This window comes from Halovulum marinum (assembly GCF_009697225.1).
GTDB classification, from domain to species: domain Bacteria; phylum Pseudomonadota; class Alphaproteobacteria; order Rhodobacterales; family Rhodobacteraceae; genus Halovulum; species Halovulum marinum.
The window spans coordinates 96,667-113,761 of the sequence record NZ_WIND01000011.1 but is presented as its reverse complement, the minus strand read 5'-3'; the positions used below and the strand labels follow the sequence as shown (position 1 = coordinate 113,761).

General features: G+C 70.1%; 17 protein-coding genes. 10 read left to right on the top strand and 7 right to left on the bottom strand.

What is annotated here, in order from left to right; all coding sequences use genetic code 11:
- Nucleotides 1–19: 19 nt before the first annotated feature.
- The 3 genes from rlmN (at nucleotide 20) to GE300_RS14010 (ending at nucleotide 2,235) form a co-directional block, all read left to right on the top strand.
- A complete protein-coding gene (rlmN, locus tag GE300_RS14020) occupies nucleotides 20–1,189 on the top strand; it encodes a 23S rRNA (adenine(2503)-C(2))-methyltransferase RlmN (protein ID WP_154447190.1) in 1,170 nt (389 codons plus the stop codon).
- 36 nt (nucleotides 1,190–1,225) lie between these two features.
- A complete protein-coding gene (locus GE300_RS14015; RefSeq protein WP_154447189.1) occupies nucleotides 1,226–1,627 on the top strand; it encodes a hypothetical protein in 402 nt (133 codons plus the stop codon).
- Between the two features lie 104 nt (nucleotides 1,628–1,731).
- A complete protein-coding gene (locus GE300_RS14010) occupies nucleotides 1,732–2,235 on the top strand; it encodes a L,D-transpeptidase family protein (RefSeq protein ID WP_154447188.1) in 504 nt (167 codons plus the stop codon).
- Here the strand turns inward: GE300_RS14010 and dalA are convergent.
- Complete coding sequence (gene dalA / locus GE300_RS14005) at nucleotides 2,219–2,770, bottom strand: divisome-associated lipoprotein DalA (protein WP_154447187.1); 552 nt, start codon at nucleotides 2,768–2,770, stop codon at nucleotides 2,219–2,221. The two genes, GE300_RS14010 and dalA, sit on opposite strands and share 17 nt — an antisense overlap.
- A 155-nt stretch (nucleotides 2,771–2,925) precedes the next feature.
- Here dalA and GE300_RS14000 point away from each other — a divergent pair, with 155 nt between their 5' ends.
- The 3 genes from GE300_RS14000 to GE300_RS13990 all read left to right on the top strand — a co-directional run bounded on the left by GE300_RS14000 (nucleotide 2,926) and on the right by GE300_RS13990 (nucleotide 5,065).
- Nucleotides 2,926–3,594: a L,D-transpeptidase gene (locus tag GE300_RS14000; RefSeq protein ID WP_233417024.1), complete on the top strand. Its 669-nt coding sequence runs from the start codon at nucleotides 2,926–2,928 to the stop codon at nucleotides 3,592–3,594.
- Between the two features lie 170 nt (nucleotides 3,595–3,764).
- The gene (locus GE300_RS13995; RefSeq protein ID WP_154447186.1) at nucleotides 3,765–3,959 is read left to right on the top strand and encodes a hypothetical protein; all 195 of its coding nucleotides are present in this window, start codon (nucleotides 3,765–3,767) and stop codon (nucleotides 3,957–3,959) included.
- A gap of 173 nt (nucleotides 3,960–4,132) precedes the next feature.
- The gene (locus GE300_RS13990; RefSeq protein WP_154447185.1) at nucleotides 4,133–5,065 is read left to right on the top strand and encodes a carbon-nitrogen hydrolase family protein; all 933 of its coding nucleotides are present in this window, start codon (nucleotides 4,133–4,135) and stop codon (nucleotides 5,063–5,065) included.
- 8 nt (nucleotides 5,066–5,073) lie between these two features.
- Here GE300_RS13990 and GE300_RS13985 read toward each other — a convergent pair whose 3' ends face one another.
- The 3 genes from GE300_RS13985 to GE300_RS13975 all read right to left on the bottom strand — a co-directional run bounded on the left by GE300_RS13985 (nucleotide 5,074) and on the right by GE300_RS13975 (nucleotide 8,809).
- Nucleotides 5,074–5,799 (bottom strand): YjbF family lipoprotein, encoded by a 726-nt coding sequence (locus GE300_RS13985; protein ID WP_233417023.1) that lies wholly within the window; start codon nucleotides 5,797–5,799, stop codon nucleotides 5,074–5,076.
- A complete protein-coding gene (locus GE300_RS13980) occupies nucleotides 5,790–7,874 on the bottom strand; it encodes a YjbH domain-containing protein (protein WP_154447183.1) in 2,085 nt (694 codons plus the stop codon). The genes GE300_RS13985 and GE300_RS13980 overlap by 10 nt, the downstream gene beginning before the upstream one ends.
- Nucleotides 7,875–7,954: 80 nt before the next feature.
- Nucleotides 7,955–8,809 (bottom strand): SDR family oxidoreductase, encoded by an 855-nt coding sequence (locus tag GE300_RS13975; protein ID WP_154447182.1) that lies wholly within the window; start codon nucleotides 8,807–8,809, stop codon nucleotides 7,955–7,957.
- Nucleotides 8,810–8,955: 146 nt separating this feature from the next.
- Between GE300_RS13975 and GE300_RS13970 the strand changes: the two genes are divergently transcribed.
- Together GE300_RS13970 and GE300_RS13965 are read left to right on the top strand one after the other, a co-directional pair.
- Nucleotides 8,956–9,564 carry a LysE family translocator gene (locus GE300_RS13970; protein WP_154447181.1) on the top strand — a complete coding sequence of 203 codons (609 nt, stop codon included), beginning with the start codon at nucleotides 8,956–8,958 and terminating at the stop codon, nucleotides 9,562–9,564.
- 133 nt (nucleotides 9,565–9,697) lie between these two features.
- The gene (locus GE300_RS13965; protein WP_154447180.1) at nucleotides 9,698–9,835 is read left to right on the top strand and encodes a hypothetical protein; all 138 of its coding nucleotides are present in this window, start codon (nucleotides 9,698–9,700) and stop codon (nucleotides 9,833–9,835) included.
- Here the strand turns inward: GE300_RS13965 and GE300_RS13960 are convergent.
- A complete protein-coding gene (locus GE300_RS13960) occupies nucleotides 9,813–10,448 on the bottom strand; it encodes an alpha-ketoglutarate-dependent dioxygenase AlkB family protein (protein WP_154447179.1) in 636 nt (211 codons plus the stop codon). The two genes, GE300_RS13965 and GE300_RS13960, sit on opposite strands and share 23 nt — an antisense overlap.
- A gap of 237 nt (nucleotides 10,449–10,685) precedes the next feature.
- On the opposite strand from GE300_RS13960, the gene dnaK reads away from it, so the two are divergent.
- Both dnaK and dnaJ read left to right on the top strand, forming a co-directional pair.
- The gene (dnaK, locus tag GE300_RS13955; protein ID WP_154447178.1) at nucleotides 10,686–12,608 is read left to right on the top strand and encodes a molecular chaperone DnaK; all 1,923 of its coding nucleotides are present in this window, start codon (nucleotides 10,686–10,688) and stop codon (nucleotides 12,606–12,608) included.
- A gap of 64 nt (nucleotides 12,609–12,672) precedes the next feature.
- Nucleotides 12,673–13,830 carry a molecular chaperone DnaJ gene (gene dnaJ / locus GE300_RS13950; protein ID WP_154447177.1) on the top strand — a complete coding sequence of 386 codons (1,158 nt, stop codon included), beginning with the start codon at nucleotides 12,673–12,675 and terminating at the stop codon, nucleotides 13,828–13,830.
- Between the two features lie 111 nt (nucleotides 13,831–13,941).
- On the opposite strand, the gene GE300_RS13945 is transcribed toward dnaJ, so the two are convergent.
- Together GE300_RS13945 and GE300_RS13940 are read right to left on the bottom strand one after the other, a co-directional pair.
- Complete coding sequence (locus GE300_RS13945) at nucleotides 13,942–14,811, bottom strand: CHAD domain-containing protein (protein ID WP_154447176.1); 870 nt, start codon at nucleotides 14,809–14,811, stop codon at nucleotides 13,942–13,944.
- Between the two features lie 4 nt (nucleotides 14,812–14,815).
- Complete coding sequence (locus tag GE300_RS13940; RefSeq protein WP_154447175.1) at nucleotides 14,816–17,071, bottom strand: NADP-dependent malic enzyme; 2,256 nt, start codon at nucleotides 17,069–17,071, stop codon at nucleotides 14,816–14,818.
- Nucleotides 17,072–17,095 lie beyond the last annotated feature (24 nt).

Sequence of the window (17,095 nt, the reverse complement as noted above, 5' to 3'; positions counted from 1 at the left end):
CACCCCGGAGAGCCCGATCATGACCGCGACCGCGCCCGTGACCCAGGATCTGCTGACCATTCCGCGCAAGGACACCGGCCGTCCGAACCTGATCGGCCTGTCGCGCGAGGCGTTGCGCGAAGCGATGATCGAGGCCGGCACCCCCGAGAAGCAGGCCAACATGCGGACCAGCCAGGTCTGGGCGTGGCTGTACCAGAAGGGCGCGCGCGATTTCGACGCGATGACCAACCTGTCGAAGGCGCTGCGCACGACGCTGGCTGAGACCTACGAGATCCGCCGCCCCGAGGTGGTGACGCGCCAGATCTCCGAGGACGGCACCCGGAAATACCTGCTGCGCATCGCCGGCGGGCACGAGGTCGAGGCGGTCTACATCCCCGAGGAAGACCGCGGCACGCTGTGCATCTCGTCCCAGGTGGGCTGCACGCTGACCTGCTCGTTCTGCCACACCGGCACGCAGAAACTGGTGCGCAACCTGACCGCCGGCGAGATCGTCGGCCAGATCCTGGTGGCCCGCGACGATCTGGGCGAGTGGGGCCACAAGGCCGACGGCAAGCGGCTGGTGTCGAACATCGTGCTGATGGGCATGGGCGAGCCGCTGTACAATTTCGAGGGCGTGCGCGACGCGATGAAGATCGCGATGGACGGCGAGGGGCTGAGCCTGTCGCGCCGCCGCATCACCCTGTCGACCAGCGGCGTGGTGCCGGAAATCGGCCGCGCGGGCGAGGAGATCGGCTGCATGCTGGCGATCAGCTTCCACGCCACCACCGACGCGGTGCGCGACACGCTGGTGCCGATCAACAGGAAGTGGAACATCGAGAAGCTGATCCAGGCCTGCCGCGACTACCCGCGCCTGAGCAACGCCGAGCGGATCACCTTCGAGTACGTGATGCTGAAGGGCGTCAACGACAGCGACGCCGACGCCAGGCGGCTGGTGCAGCTGATCGCCGGCATCCCGGCCAAGATCAACCTGATCCCGTTCAACCCCTGGCCCGGCGCGCCCTACGAGCGCAGCGACTGGGGCCGGATCGAGGCCTTCGCCGAGATCGTGAACCGCGCCGGCTATGCCAGCCCGGTGCGCACCCCGCGCGGCGAGGACATCATGGCCGCCTGCGGCCAGTTGAAGTCCGCGAGCGAACGCGCCCGCAAGTCGCGCGCGCAAATCGCGGCGGAAGCCGGCGCGCAGGTCTGATATCATCCTGCGCGGTACCCGCGGGGAGGCTGCGCAATGGGAAAGCTGTTCGATCAGATCGACTCGGACGATCCGGCGCTGGAGGCGTTCGCGCGGGAATATCTCGGCGGCAAGGGACTGAGCGCGGCGCTGGACGCCGCGGTTGCCGCGCGGCGGGGCGCGCCGGCCCCCTATGACGAGGTGCAGTCGGCCGGCGAGATGCACGGCAAGGTGACGTCCGCGCTGGTCGCGCAGATCCACGGGCTGCGGATGCAGCTTGAATCCGTCAGCCGCGAAGCCGAGACGACGCTGCGGATGCTCGACGGCAAGATGGACGAGGTCGCGCGTCTGCAGGCCCGCCAGACGATCGAGGACATCCGCCGCATGACCCGGCTGCCCGGCGGCTACGGCGGCCCGGGCGACGGCGGCGGCGGCGGCGGCAGCGGCGGCGACGGCTGAGCCCGGCAACGCGGCCTTGCCGCAAGGGGGGTTGCTGAGGTACGCTCGGCGGCGGAAAACCGCTCGCAGAGGCGGTTCGAGCAGGTCGTAAAGGGCAAGAAACGATGACAGGCATTTGCCGGCCGCGTCGCGCGGTCGTTCTGGGTCTGGCCGCGGCGGGTCTATCCGCGTGCGGCCGCAACTACGCCGCGCTTCCGCCGGCGGATCATGTGATGCTGCTGAAGGCCGAACGCCGCCTGCTGCTGTTCCAGCAGCAGAAGCCGGTGCGCGAGTTCCGCGTCGGGCTGGGCTTCGCGCCGCAGGGCCAGAAACAGCAGGAAGGCGACGGACGCACCCCCGAGGGGCGCTATTTCGTCGACCGCAAGAACCCGAAGTCCAGCTATCACCTGAGTGTGGGGATCAACTATCCCACCCCCGAGCAGCTGGCCCGCGCCCAGGCGATGGGGGTCGAACCCGGCGGCGACATCTTCTTTCACGGCCAGCCGAACAACGGCTACCGGCCGGAAAAGCAGGACTGGACCGCCGGCTGCATCGCCGTCGCCAACGCCGAGATCGAGGAGATCTATTCGCGCGTGCCGCTGGGCACGCCGGTCACGATTCTGGCGTAGGCGGCGCGAAACCGGCGCGCGAGGCGATCAGCGGGGCCGAGGACTGGCCCAGCAGCTGGACCCACCACAGCTTGCCGTCCGATTCCTGGAACCAGCCGAGGCCGACGCTGTCGGCTTCGGGGCTCAGCATGACGCTGCGGGTCACCGGATCGTCGATCCAGCTCTGCAGCACCTGCAGTTCGTCGTCGAAGGATTCCGAGATGTTCTCGCCCAGCACCCGGCCGGCAAAGCCGGCGCGCTCGGCCCGGTCGCGGGGCGAGGTGCCGTCGGAGCCGAAGTGCCAGGCGCGCTCCTGCACGCTCATGTCGCGGGCGTGGGTGCGGGCGGCGGCGGTCAGCCGCGCCGACAGCGTCACCGGCCGCAGGCCGCGCGTGGCGCGGTAAGCGTTCAGCGCGTCGACATGGCTGGTCATCACCGCCTGGGTGTCGGCCTCGCGGATCATCTGCACCCCGCCGACCTGTTCGGGGGGCGGCGTGGTGCAGGCCGCCAGGAGCCCGAGCGACAGCAAAAGGAGGAATCCGCGAATGTACGACATGCTTTCCGTTCCGATCATCAACGCAACGAATACCTAGCGTTCCCGTTGTCCGGGTTCAAACCCTGTTTGAAGGACGGGGGGATTGATCTATAACTTTTCGATGCAAGCTGTTTCAGGGTCTTGCACCCCGATCACTCAATCGGAGCGTATTCGACATGGCACATTCTTCCCACCCGATCAGCCGCCGGCAGGCCGCGCGGCTTCTGTTCGGGGCCGGCGCCGGTCTGGCCACCGGCGCCTGCGCGCCGCGCGCCGCGGATCTGATGGACCGCTACGCCACCGTCAGCCAGGCCGCGGACCGGCCGGTCAGCGGCCTGGAACTGGACAACCGGCAGCTGTTGGGCGTGCGCGAGGCCGGGCTGCAGCGCCGCGTCTCGGGCTTTGCGGCGCGCCGCTGGCAGGACCATTTCGTTTCGCTCAACGATGGCGCGATCCTGGTCGACACCAACGCCCGGGCGCTGCATTTCTGGTCCGGCGACGGCCAGACCTACAAGATCTACCCCACCTCGGTGCCGCTGACCGAGGACATGACCCGCCGCGGCCGCACCTCGATCGTGCGCAAGCGCGTGGGCCCGGACTGGCGGCCGACGCCGAACATGCTCAAGCGCGACCCGTCGCTGCCGGCCTATGTCGGCCCCGGCCCGCAGAACCCGCTTGGCACCCACGCGCTGTACCTGAGCTGGCAGTATTACCGGATCCACGGCACCAACGACACGCGCAAGATCGGGCGGCGGGCATCGAACGGCTGCATCGGCCTGTACAACGAGGACATCGCCGAGCTGTTCGACAGGGCGACTGTCGGCATGCAGGTACTGGTGGTCTGACGACCGTGCATTTTTTGCGCGCTGTTATTGCAACTATGGCACAGCTGGCGAGAATCGATGCGTATCTATTTGCCACGGCGTTGAAAAAATACAGCTTTGCTCGTACGCGTGATTTGCACCGCCCTGATCGTGCTGGGGCACGCGCACCACTTTGGCCATAGGAGACCAAAATGAAGAAGATCGCTCTGACCGCAGCCGCCCTGCTGACCGCTGCGCCTGCCTTCGCCGGTACCGTCGAAGTTTTCGTCGCTCCGCCGGAGCCCGTGGTCGAAGAGGCCCCGATGGGCGGCTCGAACGCCGGCTGGGTCGTGCCCCTGGTGGCGCTGGTCATCGTCGGCGCCGGCATCGCGATCGCCTCCGACTGATCCCGGACGGATCCGAGGTTTCAGGAAACGGGCGCCGCGGCGCCCGTTTTCTTTCGAGGGTTCCTTCGCGCGGACCGGCGCGGCGGTCGCCGCGGCGCGCCGGCCGGGGCAGGAACTTCTGGCCACGCGGCCGCGTGTGCTGCATGCTTCCGGACGCATCCGGAGGCCCGCCGATGAAAACAGCCGTCGTACAACAGCCGCCGGTCTATCTGGACAAGGCGGCGTCGATCGCGCGCGCGGTCGACCTGATCGCCGAGGCGGCGGCGCAGGGCTGCGCGATGATCGTCTTCCCCGAGGTCTGGCTGCCGGGTTATCCGACCTTCGTGTGGCGGCTGCCGCCCGGCGCGGGGATGCGCAAGACGGACGAGCTGTTCGCGCTGTCGCAGGCGAACTCTGTCGACATGAGCCGGGACGACCTGTCCCCGGTGCGTGCCGCCGCCCGCGAACACGCCATGGTGGTGGTGATCGGTCACCAGGAGGTGGACAACGCGGTCAGCGGCAGCACGCTGTTCAACAGCGTCGCGATCATCGACGCAGACGGGCGGGTGCTGAACAACCACCGCAAGCTGATGCCGACCAACCCGGAGCGGATGGTCTGGGGATTTGGCGACGGCTCGACGCTGAACGTGGTCGAGACCGCGGTGGGGCGCATCGGCGCGCTGATCTGCTGGGAAAACTACATGCCGCTGGCGCGCTATGCGCTCTACGCCCAGAACATCGACATCTACGTCGCGCCGACCTGGGACAGCGGCGATATCTGGCTGGCGACGATGCAGCACATCGCCCGCGAGGGCGGCTGCTGGGTGATCGGCTGCGCGACCTCGATCGAGGCCGCCGACATTCCGCAATCGATCCCCTACCGCGACGAGCTGTTTCCGGACGCGGACGAATACCTGAACCCCGGCGACGCGGTGGTGTACCGGCCGTTCGGCGGCGTGCAGGCCGGGCCGATGCGGCGCGAGAAGGGGCTGCTGGTGACCGAGATCGACCCGGCCGCCGCCGCCGCGTCGCGCCGCAAGTTCGACGCCTGCGGCCACTATGCGCGGCCCGACGTGTTCACGCTGCGGGTGAACCGGACCCGGCAGACGCCGATCGCGTTCACCTGAGCGCGGGCTCAGTCGCCGGTGAACGGCTCCAGCACCTCGAGGTCGATGAAGCCCTGTTCGGGGCCCAGCCACTGCAGGCTGCGCCAGACGAAGCCGCTGCGGGCGTCGGCCAGATGGTAGTTGCTGAACGCCACGCCGCCGCCGGCGCAGCGTTCCTCGACCTGGATGCCGGTGTGGACGACCTCGACGATCTCGATCCGGCGGGTCTGCCCCGGAACGTAGGTGCACTGCACGCTCAGCGCGCGGCCGCCGGGGCCGCGGCCGGGGAAGCGGTAGGTGCGCGTCACCCGCGCCGGCCAGGCCCCCACCGGGCGCGGGCGCACCAGCGGATCGTCGGCGCCGGGGCTCAGCGACAGCAGATCGTAGCCGAGGCCGCGGCTGGCGGTGACCAGGCTGCCGCGCAGGGTCAGCATCTGGCCGAAGCGCGAGACATAGCTGACGTAGCCGTCGTTCTCGGAGGCGCCGGTCAGCACCGAGCGCGCGGTCTCGGACGCCAGCCGGGCGCGGATCATGGCGACGCCGCTGGCGTCGACCTGGGCGCGGGTCAGCCCGGCGGGCGCGGCGGCGACGGTGGCCTGCTGCGCCGGGCTGGGCGCGGTTTCGGCGCCGCCGCCGCCGGGGAAGAAGCCGGCCAGCGCCTGCTTCACGATCCGCCCGCTTTCCGCCTGCTGGCTGCCGCAGCCGGAAAGCGCGGCGGCCAGCGCCGCCGCCAGAAGCATCGGTCTTACTGCCAAAACGCGCTCCATCCATCGCGCAGCGAGGCGCGGTCCAGATCCCGGACCCGGCCGTACAGCCGGCCCTGAACGTCCAGCCGCGCGCCGCCGTCGCTTTCGGTCGGGATCAGCTCGGCCCGCACCTCGGACTTGGTCTCGAACGGCGCGCCCCAGCGCAGCGGGATCGTCATCTCGACGCCCTTGGCGAAGCTGCCCTCGCCGAAATCCTCGAAGCTGACGTCGGTGCCGGTGGCGTAGGCGCGCACCTCCCAGCCGTTGGCGAAGCGCCGCGACAGCGACAGCGTCGCGCCCCAGTCCCCGGCCAGGTAGCGGCCGGCGTCGAGCTGCGCCTCGACCCCGTTCCAGCCGGTGTCCCAGTAGACCGAGGCGTGGCCGGTGACGACGTCGTAGTCCTGCAGCTCGAACGGATCGTCGATGTCGCGCTGGCGGACGTAGTTCACCTCGCCGCCCAGCGCCAGGTCGGCGTCGACCGGCGCCCACAGCACCTCGGTGCTGACGCCCGAGAACATCCGCTCGAGAATGCCGGCGGAGGTGCGGCCGTAGAGGTTCGGCGCGATCTTGAACACGTAGTCGGCGGTCAGACGCTCGATGTCGATGTCGCGGCCCGAATAGTACAGGTCGCTGTCGCTGCGCACATGCGGCAGCGGGCTGGTCGAGGTCGAGACCGTCTTCTGTTCGGTGCCGATGACGAAGCTCGACAGCTCGCCCGAGACGCTGAGGCCGCGGCTGAACTGGTAGGTCGCGGTGGCGTTGATCTGCACGTCCGGCTTGAAGCCGTCGTCGACGTCCAGCAGGTTGATCGGGATCGTCGGCCCGATGCCCCAGGAAAAGCGCGGCGCGATCGGGCGGCGGTAGACGCCCTCGCCCGCGATCTGCGCGCGCGCGTCGGTCAGCCGCGTGCTCTGCCAGCTGTCCAGCGCCGCGCCGGGCCGGTCGACCTGCGCCTCGACGTCCGAGCGGCGGATCTGCGCGGTGGTCACCGGCAGGCCGTCGTTCAGCAGGGTGATGTTGAAGGTCTCGACCGACGGCGGCATCGCCAGCGCCAGCACCCGCGTCACCCGGCCGATCGCCTTGGCGCGGCGCTGGATCCGGGTGTTGACCAGGTAGAGGTCGATGCTGGTGCCGGTGATCCGCGCCTCGTCGATGCCGATGCCGTCGGCCGCCAGCACCTCGGACAGCGCCGCCAGCAGCTGGCGCTGCGAGTCCGGGTTGTCGGCCCAGGCGGTGCCCATCGGCGCGTCGGCGGCGCGGGCGCGCACCGGGGCCGGGCCCGTGCCCAGGTCCTGCGGCGCCAGCGGATCGTTCGGGTTGCCCGAAAAGCTGACCTGGAAGCCGAAGGCCGAGCCGTACATCCATGCCGCCGACAGCTGCACATGGTCGTTCGGGCTGTAGGCCGCGCCGATGTTGAACGGCGAGGCGCGGTCGAAGCCGCCGGCCTCTTCCGCATCGTAGCTGTCGGGGGAGTATTCCGCCATCAGCCGCAGCCCGTCGATCGGCGTGTCCCAGGCGACGCCGCCGAACACCGCCGCGTCGCCCTGGAAATAGCGGTCGAACTGCAGCTGGCCGGTGGGATCGGTGACCGCGCCGCGGTCGCCGAACGGCTTGCCGAGGCTGGCCTCGCCGCCCAGCCGGCCCCAGCCGATGCCGCCGGTCAGGGTCAGCCCGGGGATGACGGTCTTGCTGGCGACCAGGTATTCCGCGCCGTAGGGGCCGTCGCCCAGGAAGTCGCGCAGGCCCAGCGCCACGCCGGGCAGCAGGCCGTCCTCCTCCAGCAGCTGGAAGCGCAGATCGAAGCCGCGCGCCGAGACCGAGGGACCGCCGGGAACGTCCTGGATTTCCGACAGGCGGATGGTGCCGTATACCCGCGGCAGCAGCTGGAAGCCGATCGAGCTGCGCTGCGAGTGCTGGATCTGGCCGTAGGTCGCCGTCACCTCGCCGTCGGGCAGGGTCTCGGCGGTGGGCAGGTCGAGCAGGCCGGGGTTGCCATAGAGATTCAGCGTCTGCGCCCGCGCCGCGCCGCCCGTCAGCGCCGCCACCGCCGCCGCCATCGTCACCGCGAAAACCCCGTGCCTCACCGTGCGTATTCCTCGCCTGTTTTGGCGTTTTTCTTCCACGAGGCGCGGCGCGGTGACAAGCCCCGTGGGATTTTTGCCGGCTATCCGTGCGCGGAAAGCACAGCCGCCAGACCGGCGCGGTAGTCCGGGTACTTCAGCCGCACTTCAAGTTCGTTCTTGATCCGGTCGTTCCGAACCCGCTTGTTGTCGGCGTAGAAACTGCGCGCCATCGGCGTCAGCTCGGCCTGATCGAACGGCTGGTCGGGCGGCACCGGCACGCCCAGCAGCCTGGCGGCGTGCTCGATCACGTCCTGCGGCGGGCCGGGTGCGTCGTCGGCGACGTTGTAGGCGCGGCCCGGGTGCGGCCGCGCGAACGAGGCGCGCAGCACCTGCACGATGTCGTCGACGTGGATGCGGCTGAACACCTGCCCCGGCTTGACGATCCGCCGCGCGCTGCCGTCGCGCAGCTTGTCGAAGGCCGAGCGGCCCGGCCCGTAGATCCCGGCCAGCCGGAAGATGTGCACCGGCAGCCCGTGCTGCCGCCAGAGATCCATCCAGGCGGCGTTCTGCGCCGCGCGCAGCCCGCCGCGGTGGGTGGCCGGCACCAGCGGCGTGTCCTCGTCGACCCAGCCGCCGCCGTGATCGCCGTAGACGCCGGTGGTAGACAGCAGGCCGAGCCATTCCAACCGTGGCATGCGGCCGAGATGCGCGGCCATCAGCGCCTGCGCCGGATCGCCCGCGTCGCGCGGCGGCACCGAGGACAGCACGTGCGTCGCCTGCGCCAGCGCCGGCGTCAGCTCTTCGCCCGGCCAGAGCAGCGGCTCGGCGCCGGCGGCGCGCACCGCGTCCAGCCCGGCGGCGTGCCGGGTGGTGCCGGTGACGCGCCAGCCCGGCCCCAGCGCGCCGGTCAGCGCGCGGGCGGTGAAGCCGAAGCCGAGGCACAGCAGATGCGGCATGGGTTCCTTCCGTCTCTGTCCGCCGTCCTGTCTAGCGCAACGCCGGGCCGGTTGCGAGGGACGGGACGCGGCGGAGGCGGGGCGGCGTCGGGGGCTTGACGCGCGCCGCGCCCGGCGTCTTTCTGGCCGCAGGTTCCGGAGGCCCGATGCCCGACGCCCAGACCCTGCTGATCTTCGTGCCAGTGGCGCTGGCGCTGAACCTGACGCCGGGCGCGGACATGCTGTTCTGCCTCGGCCAGGGCATGCGCTCGGGCCCGCGGGCGGGGATCGCGGCGGCGCTGGGCGTGGCGGTCGGCGGGATGGCGCACGCGCTGGCGGCCGGGCTGGGGCTGGCGGCGCTGCTCGAGGCCTATCCGCTGGCGTTCGAGGCGGTGCGCTGGGCCGGGGTGGCGTATCTGGCGTGGATCGGCGTGCAGGCGTTCCGCGCGCCGGCGCCGCAGGCCGGCGCGGCGCCGCGGTTCAGCGCCGGCCGGGCGCTGCGCGAGGGCGCGCTGGTGTGCCTGTTCAATCCGAAGGTGGCGATTTTCATGCTGGCGCTGGTGCCGCAGTTCATCCGCCCCGAGGCCGGGCCGGTGCTGGGCCAGTTCCTGGTGTTCGGCAGCGTGCTGATGGCCGGCGGCGCGGTGGTCAACGCGCTGGTCGGCGGCTTCGCGGGGCGGCTCGGGCGGGGGTTCGCCCGCGCCCGCGCGGTGCGCTGGGGCAGCGGCGGCCTGTTCCTGGGCCTGGCCGCGGGGCTGGCGCTGGAGCGGCGCTGACCGTGCGCGGCGGGGAACCGCATGTGCGCCCCGGCCGTTGCCGTGGTGCGTTCTCACGGAAGATGCGCCCGGCCCGACCGCAAGCGGCCCTAACTGCTTCTGATCCTCGTCTGGCCGGGCGGTTCTGGCGCCTGTGTTCCTGCTGGTTTCGGCCGCGATCGACGGGCTGCCGGAGCGGTTGCCGGGCCTGATCGCCTGCGCCATCGTCGTCACCATCAGCCGCGCCCTGCACCGGCGCGCCGACCGGCTCAGGTCACCACGCGCAGCGTGAGATTGATGCGCCCGCCATCGGTCAGCAGATCCGAACGTCCGAAGAAGATCCGGTCGATGCCGTGGTGCACCAGCCGCGCCGCGCCGCCGATCACCAGCACGTCGCCGGACTCGAGCCGGACCGAAGTGGTCGGACCGCCGCGCTGCAGCCCGCCGATGCGGAACGTCGCCGGATCGCCCAGCGAGATCGACACCACCGGCTGCGAGAAGTCGGCTTCGTCCCGGTCCTGGTGCAGGCCCATTCGCGCCGCCTCGCCGTAGCGGTTGACGAGGCAGCATTCCGGCGCGCGGGCGTCCGGCGCGACCCGCCTCCACACCGCCCGTGCGCCCTGGGGTATCGGCGGCCACGGCGCGCCCGACGGGTGAGCGTCGATATAGCGGTATCCCTTGCGGTCGGTGTACCAGCCGAACCGCCCGGCCGAGGTCATGCGCACCTTCATCGGCTTGCCCCAGGGCGTCAGCGGCGCGAACAGCGGCGCCCGCGCCACAACCTGCCGCAACTCCTCGACCAGCGCCGCCTGCGCCGTGCGGTCGAGCAGTCCGCGGTGCAGCACCACCCCCGCCAGCCCGCCGGGCAGCGCGATCGGTTCGCCCGCGATGTCGCTTCCGGCCATGCATGCTCCCGCCCGCTACGTCCCGGACAGTCTAGCCCGTCGCCGCCGCGCGTCACATTCCCGTGAAAAAAGTGCCCCCGGCGCGCGGCGGCCGCTGTTGCAGGGCCGAACGGCGGTCCCTATATACCGGACCGGATCAGGGGTGTCGCCACCGTGGCAAACCCCTGAAAACATCAGGGATGAGGTCCGGGGGCCGCACCGCGGATCCGGCCTCGCAATCGCCGGAAGAGGAAAGTCATGTCGAAAGTCATCGGGATCGACCTTGGAACCACCAACTCCTGCGTCGCCATCATGGACGGCAGCCAGGCCAAGGTCGTCGAGAATTCGGAAGGGGCGCGGACCACGCCCTCGATCGTCGCGTTCACCGACGATGAGCGTCTGGTCGGCCAGTCCGCCAAGCGCCAGGCCGTCACCAATCCCACCAACACGCTGTTCGCGATCAAGCGCCTGATCGGCCGCCGCCTGTCCGACCCCGTCGTGGCGAAGGACAAGGACATGGTGCCCTACGAGATCGTCGAGGGCGACAACGGCGACGCGTGGGTGCGCGTCAAGGGCGAGAACTACGCGCCGTCGCAGATCTCGGCCTTCATCCTGCAGAAGATGAAGGAAACCGCCGAGGCCTATCTGGGCGAGAAGGTCGACAAGGCCGTGATCACCGTACCCGCCTACTTCAACGACGCCCAGCGCCAGGCGACCAAGGACGCCGGCAAGATCGCCGGCCTGGAAGTGCTGCGCATCATCAACGAGCCGACCGCGGCCGCGCTGGCCTACGGGCTGGACAAGAAGGAGTCGAAGACCATCGCCGTCTACGACCTTGGCGGCGGCACCTTCGACATCACCATCCTGGAGATCGACGACGGCCTGTTCGAGGTCAAATCGACCAACGGCGACACCTTCCTGGGTGGCGAGGACTTCGACATGCGCATCGTCGAGTACCTGGCCGAGCAGTTCAAGAAGGAGAACGGCGTCGACCTGACCAAGGACAAGATGGCCCTGCAGCGCCTGAAGGAGGCCGCCGAGAAGGCCAAGATCGAGCTGTCCTCGTCGAGCCAGACCGAGATCAACCAGCCGTTCATCTCGATGGACCCGGAGACCCGGCAGCCGCTGCACCTGGTGCTGAAGCTGACCCGCGCCAAGCTGGAAAGCCTGGTGGGCGACCTGATCAAGCGCTCGATGGACCCGTGCAAGGCGGCGCTGAAGGATGCCGGCCTGTCGACCTCGGACATCGACGAGGTGGTGCTGGTCGGCGGCATGACCCGCATGCCCAAGGTGGTCGAGGAAGTGACCAAGTTCTTCGGCAGGGAGCCGCACAAGGGCGTCAACCCGGACGAGGTGGTCGCGCTGGGCGCGGCGATCCAGGCCGGCGTGCTGCAGGGCGACGTCAAGGACGTGGTGCTTCTGGACGTGACCCCGCTGAGCCTGGGCATCGAGACCCTGGGCGGCGTGTTCACCCGGCTGATCGACCGCAACACCACGATCCCGACGAAGAAGAGCCAGGTGTTCTCGACCGCCGAGGACAACCAGAACGCGGTGACGATCCGCGTCTTCCAGGGCGAGCGCGAGATGGCCGCGGACAACAAGCTGCTGGGCCAGTTCAACCTTGAGGACATCCCGCCCGCGCCGCGCGGCGTGCCGCAGATCGAGGTGACCTTCGACATCGACGCCAACGGCATCGTGTCCGTGAGCGCGAAGGACAAGGGCACCAACAAGGAACAGAACATCACCATCCAGGCCTCGGGCGGGCTGTCCGACGACGACATCGAGCGCATGGTCAAGGAAGCCGAGGAGAACGCCGAGGCCGACAAGGGCCGCCGCGAGCTGGTCGAGGCGAAGAACCAGGCCGAGAGCCTTGTGCACAACACCGAGAAATCGGTCGAGGAGCATGGCGACAAGGTCGATCCGACCACCGTCGAGGCGATCGAGATGGCGCTGAAGAACCTCAAGGAGTCGCTTGAGGGCGAGGACGCCGAGAAGATCAAGACCCGCAGCCAGGACGTGATGGAAGCGTCGATGAAGCTGGGCGAGGCGATCTACAAGGCGCAGCAGGAAGAGGCCGAGAAGGCCGCGACCGACGAACCCTCGCCGGTGGACGAAAGCGACGACGATGTGGTTGACGCCGAGTACGAGGATGTCGACGGCGAAGAGCGCAAGTCGTCCTGAGCTTGAATCCGGAGCGCCGGCCCGCCCGCGAGGCGGGCCGGTTTTCCGTTCACGGAGCAGCTGAATGGCGAAGCCTGATTACTACGACATCCTGGGCGTCGGCCGGAATGCGGACGCGGACGAGCTGAAGAAGGCCTATCGCCGCAAGGCGAAGGAGCTTCACCCCGACCGCAATTCGGACAACCCGAACGCCGAGGCGCAGTTCAAGGAGGTCAACGAGGCCTACGACGTGCTGAAGGACGCCGAGAAGAAGGCGGCCTACGACCGGTTCGGTCATGCCGCGTTCGAGAACGGCTCGAACGGGCCGCGCGGCGCCGGCGGCGGCTTCCACCCCGGCGGGGCGGATTTCGCCAGCGCCTTCTCGGACGTGTTCGACGATCTGTTCGGCAACTTCGCCAGCGGCGGCGGGCGTCCGGGCGGCGGCCAGCGCGCGCGGCGCGGCGCGGACCTGCGCTACAACCTGAAGATCAGCCTGCAGGACGCCTATCGCGGCAAGCAGACCCGGCTGAGCGTGCCGACCTCGATCGCCTGCGACGTGTGCGCGGGCACCGGCGCCGAGGGCGGGTCCGAGCCCGCCACCTGCCCGACCTGTTCGGGGATGGGCAAGGTGCGCGCGCAGCAGGGCTTCTTCACCGTCGAGCGCACCTGCCCGACCTGCGCCGGCAAGGGCCAGATCATCAAGGATCCGTGCGTCGCCTGCGGCGGCGCCGGCCGGGTCGAGAAGGACCGCTCGCTGTCGGTCAACATCCCCCCGGGGGTGGAGACCGGCACCCGCATCCGGCTGGCCGGCGAGGGCGAGGCCGGGCTGCGCGGCGGGCCGTCCGGGGACCTCTACATCTTCATCGAGGTCGAGGATCACCCGATCTTCGAGCGGGACGGGGCGAATCTGTTCTGCCGGATCCCGGTGTCGATGACCACCGCCGCGCTGGGCGGCGAGCTGGAGGCGCCGAACATCGACGGCGGCCGCAGCCGGGTCAAGGTGCCCGCAGGCGTGCAGTCCGGCAAGCAGCTGCGGCTGCGCGCCAAGGGCATGCCGATGCTGCGCGGCACCGGGTTCGGCGACCTTTACATCGAGCTGGCGGTCGAGACGCCGGTGAACCTGACGCCGAAGCAGAAGGACCTGCTGAAGGAGTTCGAGGCCGGCGGCAAGAACAACAGCCCCGAGAGCCAGGACTTCTTTTCCAAGGTCCGCAATTTCTGGGAAGGCATGAAGGGCGCCTGACGCGCCCCGGCCCGAGAGCAAAGCAAACCGCCGGCAGGTCCCCCCGCCGGCGGTTTTTTTCTGGCCAGGGCCCGGTTGCGGCCCGGTCGCGGCCCTCACCGGCCGCCGGTTTCAGCCGCGCCAGGCCTGCCAGTAGCCCTGCATCCGCGCCACATGCGCCTTCGGCGTCTCGGCGTACACCCGCGCGCCCAGGGTGAAGGCGGCGTCCTGCAGGCTGCGGCGGCGGCCGGCGATCAGCCCGCGCAGCGGGTCCAGCCCGGTGTCGTCCGGCAGCGCGGCGTCCAGATCGGCAAGGTCGTGATCGTCGCCCAGAAGGTCCGACAGCCGCGACATCTCGCGGCGGCGCGCGTGCATCGGCTCGGGCCAGAGGTTCTGCAACAGCCGGACGTGGTACCAGTGGTACTTCACCCGCTTGCGCCAGTCGTGCAGGTCGCCGACCGCGCGGCTGTCGCGGGCGGCGCGCATTTCCTTCCGGCCACGGGCGTAGGTCCGGCGCAGCCCCGGCGCCACCGCGTCGAAGCGCCGGGCCGACAGCGAGATGCCGCCCAGCCGGGCGCGGCCGGCCTCGAGCGCGGCGGCGAAGGCGTCCAGCTGCGCCTGCGCGTCGTCGCCGCCGGTGTCGTCGGGCTGCGGCAGCGCCTCGCGGGCGCGCAGCAGCGCGACCCGCTGGTCCGGGTCCGCGGCCGGCTCGAGCGCGTCCAGGGTCTTCATCGCCACCGCCGCCTCGCGCAGGCCCGCGACCAGCCTGGCGGTGTCGCGGTAGTGCGCGTTCTCGCGGTCGAAGTCGTCCGGGTCCATCGCGCCGCGCATCAGCCGGAACAGGCCGCGCAGCTTCTTGCAGCGCTTGCGCACCTGGTGCACCGCCGCATCGCGGCCGAGCGCGTCGTCGCGCAGCTCGTCCAGCCCCTTGCAGAGCTGCTCGGCCGCGATCCGGCGCAGCGCCTTCTGCGCCGACTCCTTGCGCTTCAGGCGGTATGCCATCGGTTCAGCCCACCTTGCACGCCGCCATCACCGCCATGTTCAGGATGTCGTTGACGGTCGAGCTGATGGCGCAGATCTTCACCGGATTGTCGATCCCGGTCAGGATCGGACCGATGACGGTGGCGCCGCCCAGTTCCTGCAGCAGCTTGACGCTGATCGAGGCCGAATGCCGGGCCGGCACCACCAGGATGTTTGCCGGCTCGGACAGCCGGCAGAACGGGTATTGCCGCATCACGTCCATGTTCAGCGCCACGTCCACGGTCATCTCGCCGTCGTGCTCGAAATCCACGCCGCGCTCGATCAGGATCTCGTTGGCGCGGGACATTTTCTCGGCGCGCTCGGACACCGGATAGCCGAAGTTCGAGAAGCTGGCGAAGGCGACGCGCGGCTCCAGCCCCAGGGTGCGGGCGACGGCGGCCGAGCGTTCGGCGATGTTGGCCAGGTCCTCTTCCTCGGGCCATTCGTGCACCAAGGTGTCGGCGATCAGCACCAGCCGCCCGCCCAGCAGCACGGCGGTGATCCCGACCGCGCCGTGGCCCGGGTCGACGTCGAACACGTGCCCGACCAGCGACAGCACCTGCGCCGACTTCCGCGTCGCGCCGGTCACCATGCCGTCGACCAGCCCGTGGTGCACCAGCAGCGACGAGAACACATGCCGGTCGCGCGACGCCAGCCGGTGGCAGTCGCGCTGGTCGAAGCCCTGGCGCTGCAGCCGCGCGTACAGCGTGCCGGTCATCGCCGGCAGGTCGTCAACCGTGGCGGCGTTGACGACCTCGATCTCGTCGACCGCCTCGGGCATGCCGGCGGCGGCCAGGAACTCGCGCACCTGCTCGGGGCGTCCCACCACCACCGGGGTGCCCAGGCCGGCGCGGGCGAAGGCGACCGCGGCGCGCACCACCCGTTCGTCGTCGCCCTCGGCAAAGGCGATCCGGGCCTGCTCGCGCCGGGCGCGGGCATAGAGCGCCTGCAGGATCGAGGCGGTCGGGTCCAGCCGCGCCTTCAGCGCATGCTCGTAGCCTTCCATGTCGATGATCGGGCGACGGGCGACGCCGGTGTCCATGCCGGCCTTCGCCACCGCCGGCGGGATCGTGTAGATCAGCCGCGGATCGAACGGCGTCGGGATGATGTAGTCCGGCCCGAAGGTCAGCTTGCGGCCATAGGCCATCGCCACCTCGTCGGGCACGTCCTGCCGCGCCAGCCGGGCCAGCGCCTCGGCGCAGGCGATCTTCATCTCGTCGTTGATCGCGCGGGCATGCACGTCCAGCGCGCCGCGGAACAGGTACGGAAAGCCCAGCACGTTGTTCACCTGGTTCGGATAGTCCGACCGGCCGGTCGCGACGATCACGTCGTCGCGGACCTCGCGCGCCTCTTCGGGGGTGATTTCCGGGTCGGGGTTGGCCATCGCGAAGATCACCGGGTTCGGGCCCATCGACGCGACCATCGCGGGCGTCACCGCGCCCTTGGCCGAGACGCCCAGGAACACGTCCGCCCCCTCCATCGCCTCGGCCAGCGTGCGCAGCCCGGTCTTGACCGCGTGCGCCGACTTCCACTGGTTCATGCCCTCGGTGCGGCCCTGCCAGATCACGCCCTTGGTGTCGCACATGATGCAGTTCTCGTGCCGCGCGCCCATCGACTTCAGCAGTTCGAGACAGGCGATCCCGGCGGCGCCGGCACCGTTCAGCACGATCCGGCAGTCCTCGATCTTCTTGCCCGAGATCCGCAGCGCGTTGATCAGCCCGGCCGCGCAGATCACCGCGGTGCCGTGCTGGTCGTCGTGAAAGACGGGGATGTCCATCTGCTCCTTGAGCGTCTGCTCGATGATGAAGCATTCCGGCGCCTTGATGTCCTCGAGGTTGATGCCGCCGAAACTGGGTCCCATCAGCCGCACGGCCTGGATGATCTGGTCCGCGTCCTCGGTGTCCAGTTCGATGTCCACCGCGTTGACGTCGGCGAAACGCTTGAACAGGACGGCCTTGCCCTCCATCACCGGCTTCGAGGCCAGCGCGCCCAGGTTCCCCAGCCCCAGGATCGCCGAGCCGTTCGAGATCACGGCGACCATGTTGCCCTTCGAGGTGTAGTCGTAGGCCAGGCCGGGATCGCGGGCGATCTCCTCGACTGGGACGGCGACGCCGGGCGAATAGGCCAGGCTGAGGTCGCGCTGGGTAACCATCGGCACCGAGGCGCGCACCTCGAGCTTTCCGGGCGTGGGTTCGAGGTGGTAGCTCAGCGCCTCGTCGCGCGTGTACTTGCGGCTTGCCATGATCGGCGATCCCTCCCGGTGTTT

Coding starts and splice junctions, on each gene's coding strand:
- GE300_RS13945 (WP_154447176.1), bottom strand. CDS start 14,811: ATGGCATACCGCCTGAAGCGCAAGGAGTCGGCGCAGAAGGCGCTGCGC.
- GE300_RS13990 (WP_154447185.1), top strand. CDS start 4,133: ATGAAAACAGCCGTCGTACAACAGCCGCCGGTCTATCTGGACAAGGCG.
- GE300_RS13995 (WP_154447186.1), top strand. CDS start 3,765: ATGAAGAAGATCGCTCTGACCGCAGCCGCCCTGCTGACCGCTGCGCCT.
- GE300_RS14000 (WP_233417024.1), top strand. CDS start 2,926: ATGGCACATTCTTCCCACCCGATCAGCCGCCGGCAGGCCGCGCGGCTT.
- GE300_RS13970 (WP_154447181.1), top strand. CDS start 8,956: ATGCCCGACGCCCAGACCCTGCTGATCTTCGTGCCAGTGGCGCTGGCG.
- dnaK (WP_154447178.1), top strand. CDS start 10,686: ATGTCGAAAGTCATCGGGATCGACCTTGGAACCACCAACTCCTGCGTC.
- GE300_RS13960 (WP_154447179.1), bottom strand. CDS start 10,448: ATGGCCGGAAGCGACATCGCGGGCGAACCGATCGCGCTGCCCGGCGGG.
- rlmN (WP_154447190.1), top strand. CDS start 20: ATGACCGCGACCGCGCCCGTGACCCAGGATCTGCTGACCATTCCGCGC.
- dalA (WP_154447187.1), bottom strand. CDS start 2,770: ATGTCGTACATTCGCGGATTCCTCCTTTTGCTGTCGCTCGGGCTCCTG.
- GE300_RS13975 (WP_154447182.1), bottom strand. CDS start 8,809: ATGCCGCATCTGCTGTGCCTCGGCTTCGGCTTCACCGCCCGCGCGCTG.
- GE300_RS14015 (WP_154447189.1), top strand. CDS start 1,226: ATGGGAAAGCTGTTCGATCAGATCGACTCGGACGATCCGGCGCTGGAG.
- dnaJ (WP_154447177.1), top strand. CDS start 12,673: ATGGCGAAGCCTGATTACTACGACATCCTGGGCGTCGGCCGGAATGCG.
- GE300_RS14010 (WP_154447188.1), top strand. CDS start 1,732: ATGACAGGCATTTGCCGGCCGCGTCGCGCGGTCGTTCTGGGTCTGGCC.
- GE300_RS13940 (WP_154447175.1), bottom strand. CDS start 17,071: ATGGCAAGCCGCAAGTACACGCGCGACGAGGCGCTGAGCTACCACCTC.